At 43.2% G+C, this 15,657-nt stretch carries 12 protein-coding genes; 10 read left to right on the plus strand and 2 right to left on the minus strand.

Going from position 1 to position 15,657, the window contains the following annotated elements; translation table 11 throughout:
- Nucleotides 1-20 precede the first annotated feature (20 nt).
- On the minus strand, nucleotides 21-2,843 hold the full coding sequence (gene uvrA, locus HUZ36_RS13425; RefSeq protein WP_147389515.1) for an excinuclease ABC subunit UvrA: 2,823 nt from the start codon (nucleotides 2,841-2,843) through the stop codon (nucleotides 21-23).
- A gap of 180 nt (nucleotides 2,844-3,023) precedes the next feature.
- Between uvrA and HUZ36_RS13430 the strand changes: the two genes are divergently transcribed.
- The 4 genes from HUZ36_RS13430 (at nucleotide 3,024) to HUZ36_RS13445 (ending at nucleotide 7,890) form a co-directional block, all read left to right on the plus strand.
- Nucleotides 3,024-3,770 carry a substrate-binding periplasmic protein gene (locus tag HUZ36_RS13430; RefSeq protein WP_125251196.1) on the plus strand — a complete coding sequence of 249 codons (747 nt, stop codon included), beginning with the start codon at nucleotides 3,024-3,026 and terminating at the stop codon, nucleotides 3,768-3,770.
- Between the two features lie 109 nt (nucleotides 3,771-3,879).
- On the plus strand, nucleotides 3,880-5,247 hold the full coding sequence (locus tag HUZ36_RS13435) for an MFS transporter (RefSeq protein WP_176033128.1): 1,368 nt from the start codon (nucleotides 3,880-3,882) through the stop codon (nucleotides 5,245-5,247).
- A 17-nt stretch (nucleotides 5,248-5,264) separates the two neighbouring features.
- The gene (ssb, locus tag HUZ36_RS13440) at nucleotides 5,265-5,915 is read left to right on the plus strand and encodes a single-stranded DNA-binding protein (RefSeq protein WP_125251194.1); all 651 of its coding nucleotides are present in this window, start codon (nucleotides 5,265-5,267) and stop codon (nucleotides 5,913-5,915) included.
- 502 nt (nucleotides 5,916-6,417) lie between these two features.
- Entirely contained in the window at nucleotides 6,418-7,890 is a 1,473-nt protein-coding gene (locus HUZ36_RS13445; protein WP_252094951.1) for an EAL domain-containing protein, read from the plus strand.
- 72 nt (nucleotides 7,891-7,962) lie between these two features.
- Here HUZ36_RS13445 and HUZ36_RS13450 read toward each other — a convergent pair whose 3' ends face one another.
- Complete coding sequence (locus tag HUZ36_RS13450; RefSeq protein WP_176033130.1) at nucleotides 7,963-8,868, minus strand: 1-aminocyclopropane-1-carboxylate deaminase/D-cysteine desulfhydrase; 906 nt, start codon at nucleotides 8,866-8,868, stop codon at nucleotides 7,963-7,965.
- Between the two features lie 299 nt (nucleotides 8,869-9,167).
- Between HUZ36_RS13450 and HUZ36_RS13455 the strand changes: the two genes are divergently transcribed.
- The 6 genes from HUZ36_RS13455 to rng all read left to right on the plus strand — a co-directional run bounded on the left by HUZ36_RS13455 (nucleotide 9,168) and on the right by rng (nucleotide 15,645).
- A complete protein-coding gene (locus HUZ36_RS13455) occupies nucleotides 9,168-11,180 on the plus strand; it encodes an SUMF1/EgtB/PvdO family nonheme iron enzyme (RefSeq protein ID WP_176033131.1) in 2,013 nt (670 codons plus the stop codon).
- 67 nt (nucleotides 11,181-11,247) lie between these two features.
- Nucleotides 11,248-12,291, plus strand: a complete 1,044-nt coding sequence (locus HUZ36_RS13460; protein WP_010376642.1) for a rod shape-determining protein — start codon at nucleotides 11,248-11,250, stop codon at nucleotides 12,289-12,291.
- The gene (gene mreC / locus HUZ36_RS13465; protein ID WP_128730842.1) at nucleotides 12,291-13,133 is read left to right on the plus strand and encodes a rod shape-determining protein MreC; all 843 of its coding nucleotides are present in this window, start codon (nucleotides 12,291-12,293) and stop codon (nucleotides 13,131-13,133) included. The genes HUZ36_RS13460 and mreC overlap by 1 nt, the downstream gene beginning before the upstream one ends.
- Nucleotides 13,126-13,605, plus strand: coding sequence for a rod shape-determining protein MreD (gene mreD / locus HUZ36_RS13470; protein ID WP_125251189.1), 480 nt, complete (start codon nucleotides 13,126-13,128; stop codon nucleotides 13,603-13,605). Before mreC ends, mreD begins: the two co-directional genes overlap by 8 nt.
- The gene (locus HUZ36_RS13475; RefSeq protein WP_147389362.1) at nucleotides 13,605-14,180 is read left to right on the plus strand and encodes a Maf family protein; all 576 of its coding nucleotides are present in this window, start codon (nucleotides 13,605-13,607) and stop codon (nucleotides 14,178-14,180) included. The genes mreD and HUZ36_RS13475 overlap by 1 nt, the downstream gene beginning before the upstream one ends.
- Nucleotides 14,173-15,645: a ribonuclease G gene (gene rng / locus HUZ36_RS13480; protein WP_125251187.1), complete on the plus strand. Its 1,473-nt coding sequence runs from the start codon at nucleotides 14,173-14,175 to the stop codon at nucleotides 15,643-15,645. Before HUZ36_RS13475 ends, rng begins: the two co-directional genes overlap by 8 nt.
- The last annotated feature ends 12 nt before the right edge of the window (nucleotides 15,646-15,657 follow it).

Below are 15,657 nucleotides of genomic sequence, written 5' to 3' on the forward strand. Positions count from 1 at the left end.
ATAATAGAGATTTTTAGAAATTATGACAATAAAGGTTTTAGGTACTTTCCGGTATGAGAACCTGCAAAGTTTGCCACTGTCTCAGGCGTTCCGGATACCAATATTTGTCCGCCTCCAGCTCCTCCTTCAGGACCTAAATCTACAATCCAATCCGCGGTTTTGATGACATCTAGGTTATGCTCGATTACAAGTACTGTATTGCCATGGTCACGCAGACGGTGGAGCACGGCAAGTAGTTGTTGTATGTCATGAAAGTGCAACCCAGTTGTCGGCTCGTCGAGAATGTAGAGTGTTTTACCTGTATCTCGTTTTGATAACTCCCGCGCAAGCTTAACCCGCTGTGCTTCGCCTCCAGACAAAGTTGTTGCGGCTTGCCCTAAACGAATGTAAGAAAGGCCAACATCCATTAACGTTTGCAGTTTGCGGTTAATTGCTGGGATTTTATCAAAAAATGCTCTGGCATCTTCAACAGTCATCTCTAGTACTTCGTGGATGTTTTTACCTTTATAAAGCACCTCAAGTGTTTCACGGTTATAACGTTTGCCTGCACATACATCACAAGGTACATAAACATCCGGCAAAAAGTGCATTTCTACTTTAATGACACCATCGCCTTGGCAAGCTTCACAACGACCACCTTTGACATTGAAACTGAAGCGACCTACTTTGTAGCCACGTGAACGCGCTTCTTGGGTCGCTGCAAATAGTTCACGGATGGCGGTAAAAATACCGGTATAAGTTGCAGGGTTAGACCTTGGAGTACGGCCTATAGGGCTTTGATCAATATCGATGACTTTATCAAAATGCTCAAGACCCTGGATTGACTCGTAGGGGGCCGCTTCTTGGGTCGTTGCGCCATTCAATTCTTGGTGAGCAAGCTTAAATAGGGTGTCATTGATTAAAGTGGATTTACCTGAACCTGACACTCCCGTAATACAGGTCATTAAACCAACTGGAACGCTCAAGTTAACATTCTTAAGGTTATTGCCAGTTGCACCTTTCAACTCTAACCATTTGTCATCGCTGAGGTGTCGTTGCGCTGGTACTTCTATGCGTTTTTCACCACTGAGATATTGCCCAGTGAGTGAGTCTTTACTCTGCATTATGTCATCGCGATTACCCTCAGCGACAACATAGCCACCATGAACACCTGCACCTGGCCCAATATCAATGATATGGTCGGCTGCGCGGATAGCATCTTCGTCATGTTCAACAACGATAACAGTATTACCAAGATCTCTTAGATGAGTCAGCGTTTTGAGCAGACGGTCATTGTCGCGTTGATGTAGCCCAATGGAAGGTTCATCTAACACGTACATTACGCCAACAAGACCAGCTCCAATTTGGCTAGCAAGACGGATGCGCTGAGCTTCTCCGCCGGATAAAGTGTCTGCACTGCGCTCTAGTGATAAATAGTTCAAGCCAACATTGATCAAAAATGACAGTCGATCGCGAATTTCTTTCAATACTTTGTCTGCGATTTGGGCTTTTTGCCCACTAAGCGCCAGCTCAGTAAAAAACTGACTTGCTTCACCAATACTCATAGTTGTGATAGCGGGTAAGTTGGTCGCACCGATAAATACATGACGCGCCTCTTCTCGCAGTCGCGAACCATCACAGCTAGGGCAGGCTTGACTGGTTTGATATTTTGCAAGCTCTTCACGCACAGAACTAGACTCCGTTTCTCGATAACGGCGGTTCATATTGTTCAGTACACCTTCAAACTCGTGATTACGCGTGATCAAATCGCCTCTATCGTTGCGATATTTAAAAGCGATTTTGGTTTTTCCTGATCCTTCCAATACGACTTTTTGGAATTTACTAGGTAACTCTTTAAATGGAGTTTCAAGATCAAAACCGTATTGTTCTGCAACAGAGCTTAGCATTTGGAAATAATAAAAGCTGCGCTTATCCCATCCCTTGATTGCCCCGCCAGCTAAACTGAGCTCCGGATTTTGGACGACTCGTTTTGGATCAAAGTATTGCTTTACTCCTAAGCCATCACAGCTTTGACAAGCTCCGGCTGGGTTGTTGAAAGAAAAGAGTCGAGGCTCTAACTCGGTCATCGCGTAGCCACAGCTTGGACAAGCAAAATTAGCTGAAAAGACCAATTCTTCCGCTTGGTTGTCATCCATATAGGCAACTTGTGCGATGCCATCAGCTAGCTCCAGTGCCGTTTCAAAGGATTCTGCTAGGCGTTGTTCAAGTCCAGGCTTGACTTTAAAGCGATCGACTACAACTTCGATAGTGTGCTTTTTCTGAAGTTCAAGTGTTGGTGGATCTGATAAATCGCAGACTTCACCATCAATACGCGCCCGTATAAAACCTTGACTGGCAAGTTCCTCTAGTAGCTTGACATGCTCACCTTTACGATTTTTCACCACCGGTGCCAACAGCATTAATTTACTGTCTTGTGGCAATGCTAAAACAGTGTCTACCATTTGGCTGATAGTTTGCGCGGCTAAAGGCAAATTGTGAGTTGGGCATCTCGGCTCTCCTACACGAGCAAATAGCAACCTAAGATAATCGTATATCTCGGTAATTGTGCCGACCGTTGAGCGTGGGTTATGAGAGGTCGATTTTTGTTCAATAGAGATGGCTGGAGATAACCCCTCGATATGATCGACGTCGGGTTTTTCCATTAATGATAAAAACTGTCTCGCGTATGCCGATAATGACTCAACGTAGCGTCGCTGACCTTCCGCGTATAAAGTATCGAATGCTAACGACGACTTACCTGAACCTGAGAGACCTGTGATCACTATTAACTTGTCTCTAGGGATGGTGAGAGAAATGTCTTTTAAATTGTGGGTGCGGGCACCCCTGACTTCTATTTTATCCATACGACCCTTGTGTCTTCTCGTGTGCTGTAGTGAGTGAGCGATACTAATTCATCAAAATGAAATATGAACCAGTCATAACATGATGTGAAGTGAACAGATTACCGCATCCCGAATATAAAATTAAGTTATCTGTGCTAAACGAACTAAACTTATTAAACCGATCAGTCAGAGATCAGTACTTTGTATCGACTATTACTCTTATTCGCGCTGTTTTGTCAGGGTATTATGGCTTGTGAGCTGGTGGTAAGGTTTGAAAATTATGCGGCACAATCAAAATTGGATGAGGATTTAGTGTGGCATGGAATGGATGTGGATTTTGCTAAGGCTTTACTGGATGAAGCGGGTTGCCGTTATCGTTTTGTGAGTATTCCTTGGGGGCGGGCATTAAAGCTGCTAGAAGAAGGAGAAATAGATCTTATTTTAAGTGTTACCAAAACACCTTTGCGTGAACAGTATGCCTATTTTATTGGTCCTCAAAGAATGGAAACGATTGTATTTGCAATGAATGCACATGCGCCATATCAATTAGATTCATTAGAGTCGTTGTTCCACCTCTCAAAGCCAATTGCCATTCAACGTAACGCCTATTACGGTGAGGCATTTACTCAGCGGCTCAAACAACGTAAAGACAATGAAACACAATTCATCTTTGTTCCAGATAATCAAGTAAAACTTAATTTGCTGAAAAAGGGGCGTATTGCTGGTTTTTTGGAAGAGAAATTCAATATTCTATACCAGAGTCAAAACAACCCAGATTTTGAGATGTTTACAATAAACTCTCTGATTATCAACGAAGATCCAGTTTATTTTGCTTTCAGCAAAAAGCGCACTTCGATTGAGCGATTACAGCGCTTAACACAGGCATTTGAGCGCTTAAAGCGCAGTGGTAAATTAAATCAGATAACTGAAAAATATAGCGTAAACTGAGGTCTAACCGTGCTTTTCTATCACACACTTTATTCTGCTAATTAGTGTAAGTTAGCACTAGAGTTTGTTAAACTTGCGCGTGATTTTTGCTAGGGACGAATTCCGCCTTATGTCTACTGACTCTTTAAATCCGATAGAAAAGCGAGCCGCTATTTCTCTTGCTGGTGTATTTGCTTTTCGTATGCTTGGCTTGTTCATGTTGATGCCGGTATTGGCTATTTACGGTCAATCCCTAGAAGATGTGTCACCGTTATGGATAGGGTTAGCTATTGGTGCGTATGGTTTAACTCAAGCATTGTTGCAAATTCCCATGGGGTGGTTATCTGACAAGTTTGGTCGTAAACCTATTATCATTGCAGGCTTACTGGTATTTGCATTAGGTTCTATTATTGCTGCGTTAGCAGATAGTATTTATTGGGTCACACTTGGTCGTGCTTTACAGGGAATGGGGGCAATTGCAAGCGCGCTACTTGCCTTAGCTGCCGACCTGAGTCGTGATGAGCAGCGTCCTAAAGTAATGGCTGTTATTGGTATGTGCATAGGTATGAGTTTTGCTTTTGCTATGCTCTTAGGACCTATGGTTGCTGCTTCATTTGGTATTGCCGGGATCTTCTGGTTAACGACACTACTGGCGTTTGTCGGCATTGCCATTATTATTTTTATGGTACCTAACGCCGTTAATAAAGCGCCAAAAGGCGATACGGTCGCCAGTTTTTCAGATATTCGACGTCTGTTGCAACACTCACAGCTGCTGAGGCTTGATCTTGGTGTGCTTCTTCTACATCTAACCCTAACGACTATTTTTGTTGCTTTACCTGGTCAGTTAATTCGAGATGGATTAGCAGCTGACAAACATTGGCAACTTTATATCCCAGTTTTCTTGTTAGCCTTTTTATTAATGGCTCCGATGATGATAGTGGCTATCCGTAAACAAAAAGAGAAGCAAACCTTTTTACTGTCGATAGCAATGTTAGTAGTAAGCTCAGCTATTTTATATTGTTACGTTGATTCCTTATGGGTTATTGCAGGTGCGATGCTAATATATTTTATTGCATTCAATTTTCTTGAAGCAACGATGCCTGCGCTGGTTTCCCGTATTGCTCCTGCAAATCAAAAGGGCTCTGCGATGGGGATATTCTCCTCTGGACAATTTATGGGAGCCTTTATTGGTGGTGCACTTGGTGGAGTGTTGGCACAAAATTTTGCGATCGATACGATATTTGCCGCAACGGCTATTATTGGGGTAATATGGTTCGTTATCGCTTGGGGCATGCAAGTGCCACCAAAAAGCAAAACGATTAGTCTGGTTGCTGCTGTAGGTAGTGAACAGCAAGCATCGAAGTTAGCAGAACAGCTAGTTCTATTGCCAGGTGTGCTTGAAGCGACAGTCGTGAGTGACGAGAATCGTAGTTACTTGAAAGTAGACGATAAAGTTTTTGATTTGAAGCAAGCCAAGCAACTGCTAGGCTTGTCATAATGTGAGGAGACAATGCCATGGCACGTGGTGTTAATAAAGTAATTTTGGTAGGTAATCTGGGCCAAGATCCTGAAGTTCGCTATATGCCAAATGGTAATGGTGTGGCTAACATCAGCATCGCGACAACAGACAGCTGGAAGGATAAAAATACCGGTCAACTACAAGAGCGCACTGAGTGGCACAGAGTTGTACTATTTGGCAAGCTAGCAGAAGTGGCTGGTGAGTACCTGAGAAAAGGCTCACAAGTATACATCGAAGGGCGTTTGCAGACTCGTAAGTGGACAGATCAAAGCGGCCAAGAAAAGTATACAACAGAAATTGTTGTAGACATGGGTGGTCAAATGCAGATGTTGGGTGGCCGTGGTGAGCAGCAAGGCCAAGGCGGCGGTCAATACCAAGGTGGTCAGCAACAGCAAAATAACTATGGCCAACAAAGCTATAATCAAGCGCCACAACAACAGTATGCGCAGCCACAGCAGCAGTCAAACCAGCAACAAGGTGGCTTTGCACCTCAGCAATCGCAGCAGAATACACAACAATCTTCTGGCTTTGGTGGTCAATCGCAAGGTGGGTTTGCACCGCAACAGAATCAAAACCAGTCACAGTCAGGCGGTAGCTCAAACCCTATGGAGCCACCAATCGATTTTGATGATGATATTCCGTTCTAAAGAACATGTGAAATAGTGTAATTTTTTCTAACCCCAGCCTCGTGCTGGGGTTGTTGTAATTGATTTCCTCATAGGAACCTTTCCGTATAAATTGATATTGAACGCGACCACTTTTCTGACTTGTTCTCAGGTGCTTAGTTTATAGAGGTAATTTAATACCAATTTGACTTAATACTTGCTCAATTTGAAGGAGTAAATCTGACGCTAACAGCGTTAAAAATTTCTTATTTAGAACAACTAAATAGCAAAATTTTTGCCTGGTTATCGACAAGATTTTCTCGCCTCAAAATAGTCCACTTAATTAAGAAAATTGGTATAACCTTCAACCTTGCTTGAGTTTTGTGCAATTTTGAACAACACTTCAGTTATCTTTCAAACCAAATCAAGCCTTATGCCAAGTCAGCTGTTAGATGGATGTAGTAGTCAATACAGGAACAAGTTAATCGCGGTCAGCTTGGTTGTGTTGTTATGCTTAAATTTTCTAATTCAACACTTGCTGCACATGCAAATTCACAGCCAAGGAGAAGCGGCTGCTGCTGAAATAACTCAATTAACAGCCAGTAAAGTGGAACAGGATGCTGAGAGCATTGCGGCAAATCATGGTTTCAGCACTTTACCTCTGGCAAAGCACGAAGCTCACCGGTTTGTGGTTAACGAAAGGTCGGTTGTGCTCTATCATGAACCTGTCTGGGTCAGTCATGGTCACTTACTTATTTTTTTCAATTTGCTTTTTTTTGGTCTTGTTCTTTTCGTTCATCGCTGGTGGTTCTTATACGGTAAGCCTGAGCCCAAAGAAGATAACGATGAGCGCACATTGTTACCAATAAAATCTGAAGAAGGTTATGCGTTGTTTGCACTAGTACATTGGCAGTGTCATTCACCAAAAGAGGTTGATCTACAGCTACACTTTCAGCTTGCATTGGTTAAGGGGCTCAGTGAGTTTGGTACGGTGGCGGTAAAATACTTACCATCGGGTGCATTAGCGGTTACCGTAAAGCAGGTTGATACCAGTAAAGGCATGGAATTGGCGAAGCAGATGCATGAAATCGTTTTTAAAGTCATGTTAGCGTTTCGTGGTGACCTATCGCGTAGCAAAGTAAAGCTTGGGGCGTGTCTTTATCAAGAGAATAAGCAACAAACGCAAGTTTATCAGAGTGCAAAGTCTGCACTTGCGATTGCGCAAAATCAAGTGTGGCAACATACCCACTTAGTTCACCTGACAGAGTTACTCGCAAGAAGATTAAATGAAGATGGTGAAATGCTGCTCACTCATCTTAAAACAGGACAATTTTCATTGTTTTTTCAGCCGCTGTTCGATTTTTTGGTGGAAGATGTCATTGTGAGCGAAGCCTTGTTAAGGGTCTCTCATAAGGAAATGGGACGCATTTCTGCAAAACAAGTGATGCAGCATCTATACACACCAGAGCAATTTCAATTTCTTGATAGGGCTATTGTTAAGCAAGTACTTTCGGTTTATCAACAAGAAAAGAGCTTTGGTAAGGTCAGTATAAATTTGCATATCAATAGCTGGCTAGATCAAACTTTTATTGATTGGTTAGAGCAGCAAATAGTCGCTGCCCATGGTGGCTCTGCAATCGGTTTTGAGCTTAGTATTGAAGATGTGCATTTACATGGAGAAAGATTGCTTCAAGCCTTTAGACGGCTCAAAGGCTTAGGTTGTGACCTTTACTTGGACAATGTAACACAAACGGTATCTCTGGCTTCTACCCCACTTATCAAACAGGTCAAAGCGATTAAGTTGAGTTATGAATTGGTGCATGAAATTGAGAAATCGGCTTATCGGAAACGAACCGTAAGGCAAATTGTTACACAAGCTAGAGGGTTAGGGATCCCTGTATACGCTGTGGGCATCGAAACACAAAGCGAGTTAAGTTGTATTAAAAGCTTAGGCGTTAAAGGCGCACAAGGACATTATTTTTCAGCGCCTCTGGAACAGCTTGCGGATATTCACTAACCCGATGTGGCGGTAGCAATAAATATCCTCACAACATATTGATTATGTACTTACACCACCGTGTCGCAAGGATTAACGGTGGTCTTGCTGCATGTAACGCATCCCATCAAGTCCTTGTAATCCACCTGTGTGGATAGCGGTGATCACACTGCCGCTATCAAAATAACCCTGCTGTGCCAAAGAGAATATAGCGAAAAATAGTTTGCCTGTATAAATAGGTTCCAAGGGGAGTGCGTACTTTTCCTTCATGTGAGCGCAAAATGAGAGTAATTCCGGTGTGGTTTTGGCATATCCGCCATGATGAAAGTCATGTAGAAGTCCCCAAGTATTAAAGCAATCGTTGGGTAGTAGCGCTTTTATTTCTTGTTCTAAGTATTGCGCGCCTTTTAACACGGTAACACCAAGTACTTGGGAACTTTTCGATGCAGCTATCAGGCCTGCGAGTGTGCCTCCGCTACCGACAGCTGTCATTATATAGTCACTCTGTGGTAGTGAAGTGGCAAGCTCTTGAATACCTTGTAAAGCAAAGTGGTTGCTTCCTCCTTCAGGTATAATAAAGGCATTTTCAAACTTGGCTTGCAACCGCAGTAAATAATCAGGATTCGACCTTTGTCTATACTCTATGCGACTGACGGGGTGTAGGGTTAGCCCACATGCGCTCGCCATTTTTAGTGTAGGGTTGTGATAGTCCAGTTCTGGACCTCTGACAATCAGGTGGCCTGCTATTCCAAATAGTTTACATGCCATACTCGTAGCGTATAAATGATTAGAAAAAGCACCGCCAAAGGTGATCAGCTCTTCAAGTCCGGATTTTTGTAGATGAAGTAAGTTATATTTCAACTTCCGCCATTTGTTTCCTTGAATTACTGGATGGATCAGGTCATCACGTTTCACTTGCAATGTAAGACCATATTTTTCCAGTATCGGATGATTGATGATTTGAATTGGCGATTCTTTAATATCTTTGATTGCTAACATGACGAGGTTGGTATGAACAGACACTGTGTTATGGTAAACAGCATCAACATTTCACTCCAGTGTTTGTTACTACTTTTTTAAGTGATGCGAAGATTGTCATGTTAAATGTGTAACGCAGCGTAATGAGAGAGAAAAATCGACAAAATCTCATCTAAAAACTGGCAAGACGCTGGTTAATAGTTGTAAACTCAGATATTAATTGTGCAAAGCTTGTGTTTTACTTTGTAAGTACATAGCATAGAGCCCTAACTATAAGAAATAACAAGACCAAACAACTGCCGCTGTTGGGAATGGAACATATGCGAATTGCTCCTTTAACTTTTATTGTCTCGGCCTCTATTCTGGCCATGAGTACTGTTGCTTCAAGCGCTATGGCGCAAGACACTGCGACGGTCACAGCCATTGAATCTGAGCTGTCTACTAAGCAAACTGAATTAGATAAATACTCGGTTGTGTTGGAAAAGCACTTAGCAGAAGAAACACGTCTACAATCTCAGCTTGAATTACTGCGCAAACGGTCTGGAGAGTTAGACAAAGAGAAAAATCAAGCATTGGATGCGATGAATGAGCTGTATAGAAGGTTGATTGACGATCCCTCTATTGATATTTCCGCAGCGCAGTCTCGTTATCAACAAGCGGTAGCAGATCACAAGCAAAACAAAGAAGATATTGCGATGCAAATAGCGGCAATTGCATCTCAACGAAAAGATATTGAGCAGGTTCGCATCACCAAACATACTTTGGTGAATACACTTGAAAACCTCAAGGATCAACTCGGTACTGCACGAGTTGAAAGGCTTCGCAACGAATTTACTCGCGAAGGTACATTAGAGATAGAGCATACGATTAATTGTAAACGCACAGAAACCTTGGCTGCTTGTGAACAGCGTGGTCAACAGATGGGTTTGCAAAAAGCAACGAAACGCTTTATTGACCAAATCTTTGCTAACTTGACAGAAAGCAGAGTGGTTGAGCCAAAACGCAATATGGCCGGAGCGCAGGTACACGTAGTTAGTAGTCATGTTGTAAATAGCGGGTTTAGTGGTCAAGGCAATTACAGCGTGAATTTAAGTGTGACGATGCGTGGCGATGTAAACAGCAGTCGTTTATGTAACTTGTTAAGCTTAGATAACCGTTATTGTGTTGAATATGGCACTCCACTGGCCGTCAATTACCAATCAAATTACACGGCAATATACAGCGACGACCAACTGACTTTTACAGATAAACAAAGCACGACGGTGGATGTGGCTACTATTGCTAAACAACCCATCGTGGAGACCCCCCTTGTAAAAAAGTCACAAACGGCTGATAAAACAGTCGAGCTGACATTACGGTCTAATGTTTACGATGACGAAGTATTCATCAACGGAGTGAGCTATGGTGCGACCAAAACGACGGTTGCTATCCCAACGGGCTTCTATGATGTTGAAATCAGAAAAATCGGTTACGAACCTTACAAAGCGCGAATTCATCTACAAGCAGCACAAACTATCAATGCAAAGTTAGTCAAAAAGCGTCAGTCAGTTACTCAGTTAGTCAGTAAAAAAACAGGAACTAACACTTCACCGGTTCAGTCTATTGCTCAGTCACCTACTGAAAATGAACTCGCGATTATTCCAGCTGGCACTTTCAAGATGGGAGACTTAACGGGTAATGGCTTGCCAAATGAGCGTCCAATTGTGGAAAAAGTGCTAAGCCACTCATATGCAATGCAAAGTACTGAAGTCACGGTTGCCGCCTTTCGGCGTTTTGCACAAAGCACGGGTTATAAAACGTTAGCTGAGCAGGGTAAAGGGTGCGCATTTTATAAAAACGGTGAACCTGTTTGGGAACTTGAATTTAACTGGCAAAACCCAGGCTATGAGCAATCAGATAATTTTCCCGTTGTCTGCGTTGCTTACGATGACGCTAAAGCGTACGCTAATTGGTTATCTGGTGAAAAAGGACAACAATATCGATTACCCAATGAAGTCGAGTGGGAATATGCTGCTCGCGCAGGTACAACTTCAGAGTACCCTTGGGGAAATGAAATTGGTAGAAATTTAGCAAATTGTGGCTGGTGCGGAAGTGAGTGGTCAAATAAAAGCCCAGCTCCAGTCAGTCAGTTTTCACCAAATAGTTACGGTCTGTATGACACAGTTGGAAATGTATGGGAGTGGACGCAGAAGCGTGCATCTCAACAGGATGTTACTGTACGTGGTGGTGCGTGGAATTTTGCTCCGAGCTTGGCAAGAGTATCAACTCGCTTAGCTTTAGCACCAGATTTTAGAGCGAATTATATAGGCTTTCGACTTGTTCGAGAGCGTTAAGTAGTAAATTAAGAGCAGCGATTAACGCTGCTTTGTTTGACAGAATTCTGAAAGGTCACCCAGCCTCATGTTTAAAAAATTACGCGGATTATTTTCTAACGATCTCTCTATCGACTTAGGGACAGCTAATACACTTATCTATGTAAAAGAAGAAGGCATAGTACTGAATGAACCGTCAGTCGTTGCTATTCGACAGGAGCGTGCCGGTGGACCAAAAAGTGTCGCATCTGTTGGTACTGCTGCAAAGCAAATGCTGGGTCGAACACCGGGTAATATAAAAGCCATTCGTCCAATGAAAGATGGTGTAATCGCTGACTTTTATGTGACAGAAAAGATGCTGCAGCATTTTATTAAGCAAGTACATAATAATAACTTTATGCGTCCTAGCCCACGCGTACTTATTTGTGTACCGTGTGGTGCAACTCAGGTTGAAAAGCGTGCTATCCGTGAGTCAGCAATGGGAGCAGGCGCGCGCGAAGTATACTTGATTGAGGAGCCGATGGCCGCGGCAATTGGTGCTGGTTTACCGGTATCTGAAGCCACAGGTTCAATGGTTGTCGACATTGGTGGCGGTACTACAGAAGTGGCGATTATCTCGCTAAATGGTGTCGTTTATTCTTCATCAGTACGTATCGGTGGTGATAAGTTTGATGAAGCTATTATCAACTATGTGCGTCGCAACTTTGGAAGTTTAATTGGTGAAGCAACGGCCGAGCATATTAAACATGAAATTGGCTCTGCCTTTAAGAGTGAAACGCCGATTGAAATCGAGGTTCGTGGCCGTAACCTTGCTGAAGGTGTGCCGCGTTCCTTTACCCTAAACTCGCATGAGATCCTAGAAGCGTTACAAGAGCCATTAATGGGGATTGTCAGTGCGGTTATGGTTGCTCTTGAGCAGTCCCCACCAGAGTTGGCATCTGATATTTCTGCTCATGGTATGGTGCTCACAGGCGGTGGTGCCTTGCTAAAAGATCTCGATCGCTTGCTAATGGAAGAGACCGGGATACCAGTTGTCGTTGCTGATGATCCATTGACTTGTGTCGCCAGAGGGGGAGGCAAAGCGCTAGAAATGATTGATATGCACGGTGGTGATGTTTTTAGCTACGACTGATGAATTTACTCTTTGGCCGAACCATCCCATTACAACTGCGACTTACTGTCGCAGTTGTGCTTAGTATTATTCTGATCATTGGCGATCGCTACACAGCTGGCGGCACGATGGTAAGAACGAGTTTGAATACGCTCGTGAGTCCTTTATTGTACGTTGCCAATATTCCATATGAAGCATTTAGTTTTGGGTTAAAGAGCCTAAATACGCGAGATAAATTACAACAAGAAAATCAGTTACTCAGAGAAAAACAACTGTTACAAAGTGAGCAACTGCAACAATTACAGTTTCTGCAAAAGGAAAACCAGGAACTACGTGCCTTACTGCGAGCTTCTGCTAGAGAAGGCAACCAAAGGCTTATTTCTCAGGTGTTGTCTGTACATTCAAATCCATACAGTCACCAGGTCGTAATCAATCGCGGCACTATTGATGGCATTAGTGAAGGCCAGGCTGTGATCGATGAAATGGGTATAGTCGGGCAACTTACCCAAGTTGGTACTACAACATCGCGTGTCTTGCTGATGACGGATACTACCCATGCAACACCGGTTAGGATCTTAAGAAATGACGTAAGAACAGTAGTAGAGGGAACCGGTAAAATAAACAGTGTACGCCTCGCGCATGTCCCCCATAGTATGGATATTCGAATTGGGGATATATTAGTGACATCAGGTTTAGGTGGGACATTTCCAGAGGGTTACCCTGTCGCAGTTGTGACTGAAATTGACCGTGATGAAGGGCTGCCATTTGCACAAGTGCAGGCTGAGCCTGTGGCACAACTTGATCGGATCCGATTGTTAGTGGTGCTAGGTAAGCGCAGGCAAGAGGCAATTAATAATGAGTAAAAATAGTGGTTTATTAATTGCGCTCAGCGTATTTGTAGCTCTGATCATGGCCTTGATGCCACTACCTTTTTCCCTAGAGCCATTTCGCCCTGATTGGGTTTTACTAGTGCTAATGTATTGGTCTTTGGCTGTACCGCACCGTGTTAATATTGGTTGGGCTTGGGTAACCGGATTAATCATTGATTTGGCTATGGGGGCACCACTTGGAGTAAACTCACTAACTTACTCAATTTGCATTTACATCACAGCCAGTAATTTTCAAAAAATTCGTAACTTCTCTATTTGGCAGCAGGCAGTATTAATTGGATTGTTTTTGGCTCTCTATCATTTGTTACAATTCTGGCTTAATCATTTCTTGCTTGATATCTACTTTAACCCGCATTATTTGTGGCCTGCAGTTACAGGCATGGTGTGCTGGTTGTGGATATTCCCGCTACTGAGAAAATACCGTAGACAGTTTAGGATCCGATAATGCCAACCAATTTATATCTCGCTTCGGCTTCTCCAAGACGCAGTGAATTGTTATCGCAACTAGGTTATGCCTTTGAGCAGTTTAGTATTGATGCTGACGAAAGCCCATTGGCTGGTGAAACCGCCATACAATTGGTTGAGCGGCTCGCGCGTTTAAAAGCGCAGTCGGGCGTCGCAAAAGGTTATACCGACAGACCTGTATTGGGCAGTGATACTGTTGTGGTGATTGATGGCGAGGCACTTGGAAAACCTCGTGATAAAGCTGATTTTATCAGCATGATGCGACGCCTATCAGGCAATACTCATCAGGTAATGACCGCAATCGCACTTGCTGATCCTAATAAAGTATTGAGTCAGGTAGTGACAACGGATGTGACCTTTAAGGAATTAGATGACACTGAAATTGAAGCATATTGGCAGACCAAAGAGCCGCAAGATAAAGCGGGTGGTTATGGGATCCAGGGGCTAGGCGGGCGCTTTGTTACTGAGATCCAAGGTAGCTATTTTGCAGTTGTGGGCTTACCTTTATATGAGACGGATGAATTAATACAACGGTTTTTAAATAATTATGAGTAGCGAACTACTAATTAACGTCACCCCCAGTGAAAGTCGTGTAGCCTTAATAGAAAATGGTGTGCTGCAAGAGGTACAGGTTGAGCGCATCGGCAACTTGGGAATAGTTGGCAATATCTATCTTGGAAAAGTGAGCCGAGTGTTGCCCGGTATGCAAGCTGCGTTTGTTGATATTGGTTTGGAGAAAGCTGCGTTTTTACATGCTTCTGATATTGTCAACAGTGCTTCTATCGAAGAAGGAGTTGCAGATTCACCAGTTAAAAAAGTACAAGATATTCGCGAACTGGTAAAGCAAGGGCAATTTATCATGGTGCAAGTGGTGAAAGATCCGCTGGGTACTAAAGGCGCTAGGCTAACCACAGATATCACCATTCCGTCTCGTTATTTAGTATTTATGCCAGATGCGACACATGTCGGTGTGAGCCAGCGTATTGAAACAGAACAAGAACGAGATAGATTAAAAGAAATCGTTGCTCAATATAATGATGAAAATGGCGGTTTTATTGTTCGCACCGCTGCCGAAGGTGCTTCAGAAGCAGAACTAAAACACGATGCGGAATTTCTGAAAAAGTTATGGCAGAAGATAGTGACGCGCCGCCGCAAAACCAGTAAAGCAAGGATCTTGCACGAAGATCTGACTTTGGCATTTAGAACATTGCGTGATTATGTCGGTGAGGACATGGAGCGCATCCGTGTTGACTCAAAGTTGACCTATCAAGAGTTAAAATTATTTACCGAAGAGTTTGTTCCACAGCTGGCAAGCGCACTGGAATACTATCCTGGTGAGCGCCCCATTTTTGACTTATTTGATGTCGAATCTGAAATACAAAAAGCACTACATCGCAAGGTAGAATTAAAGTCAGGCGGCTACTTGATCATAGATCAAACTGAGGCGATGACAACGGTTGATGTCAACACTGGAGCGTTTGTTGGCCACCGTAACTTAGAAGAAACCATTTTTAATACCAATGTTGAAGCGACTTCTGCTATTGCAAGGCAACTCAGGCTCAGAAACCTTGGTGGTATCATCATTATTGACTTCATCGACATGGTATCGGATGAGCATAAACGCCGCGTATTGCACTCTTTAGAAACTGCGTTGTCCAAAGACCGAGCAAAAGCCAATATTAATGGACTTTCTGCGCTAGGGCTTGTTGAGATGACGCGAAAACGCACGCGTGAAAGCTTGGAGCACATTCTTTGTGATGTATGTCCATCTTGCTCTGGGCGAGGATCGTTAAAGACAGTTGAAACCGTATGCTATGAAATTTTACGTGAAATAGTCCGTGTTAATCGAGCGTATGACGCTGATAAGTTCATGGTGTATGCCTCTCCTGCGGTGAGTGAGGCTTTGATTAATGATGAGTACCATAACTTGGCTGAGCTTGAACTATTTATAGGTAAACAGGTCAGTATTCAAACTGAGAGCTTATACAGCCAAGAACAGTTTGATGTAGTAATGATGTAAAAGGTAGTGGTA

Source organism: Pseudoalteromonas sp. McH1-7, from assembly GCF_013366255.1.
In the GTDB taxonomy this organism is placed as follows: domain Bacteria; phylum Pseudomonadota; class Gammaproteobacteria; order Enterobacterales; family Alteromonadaceae; genus Pseudoalteromonas; species Pseudoalteromonas peptidolytica.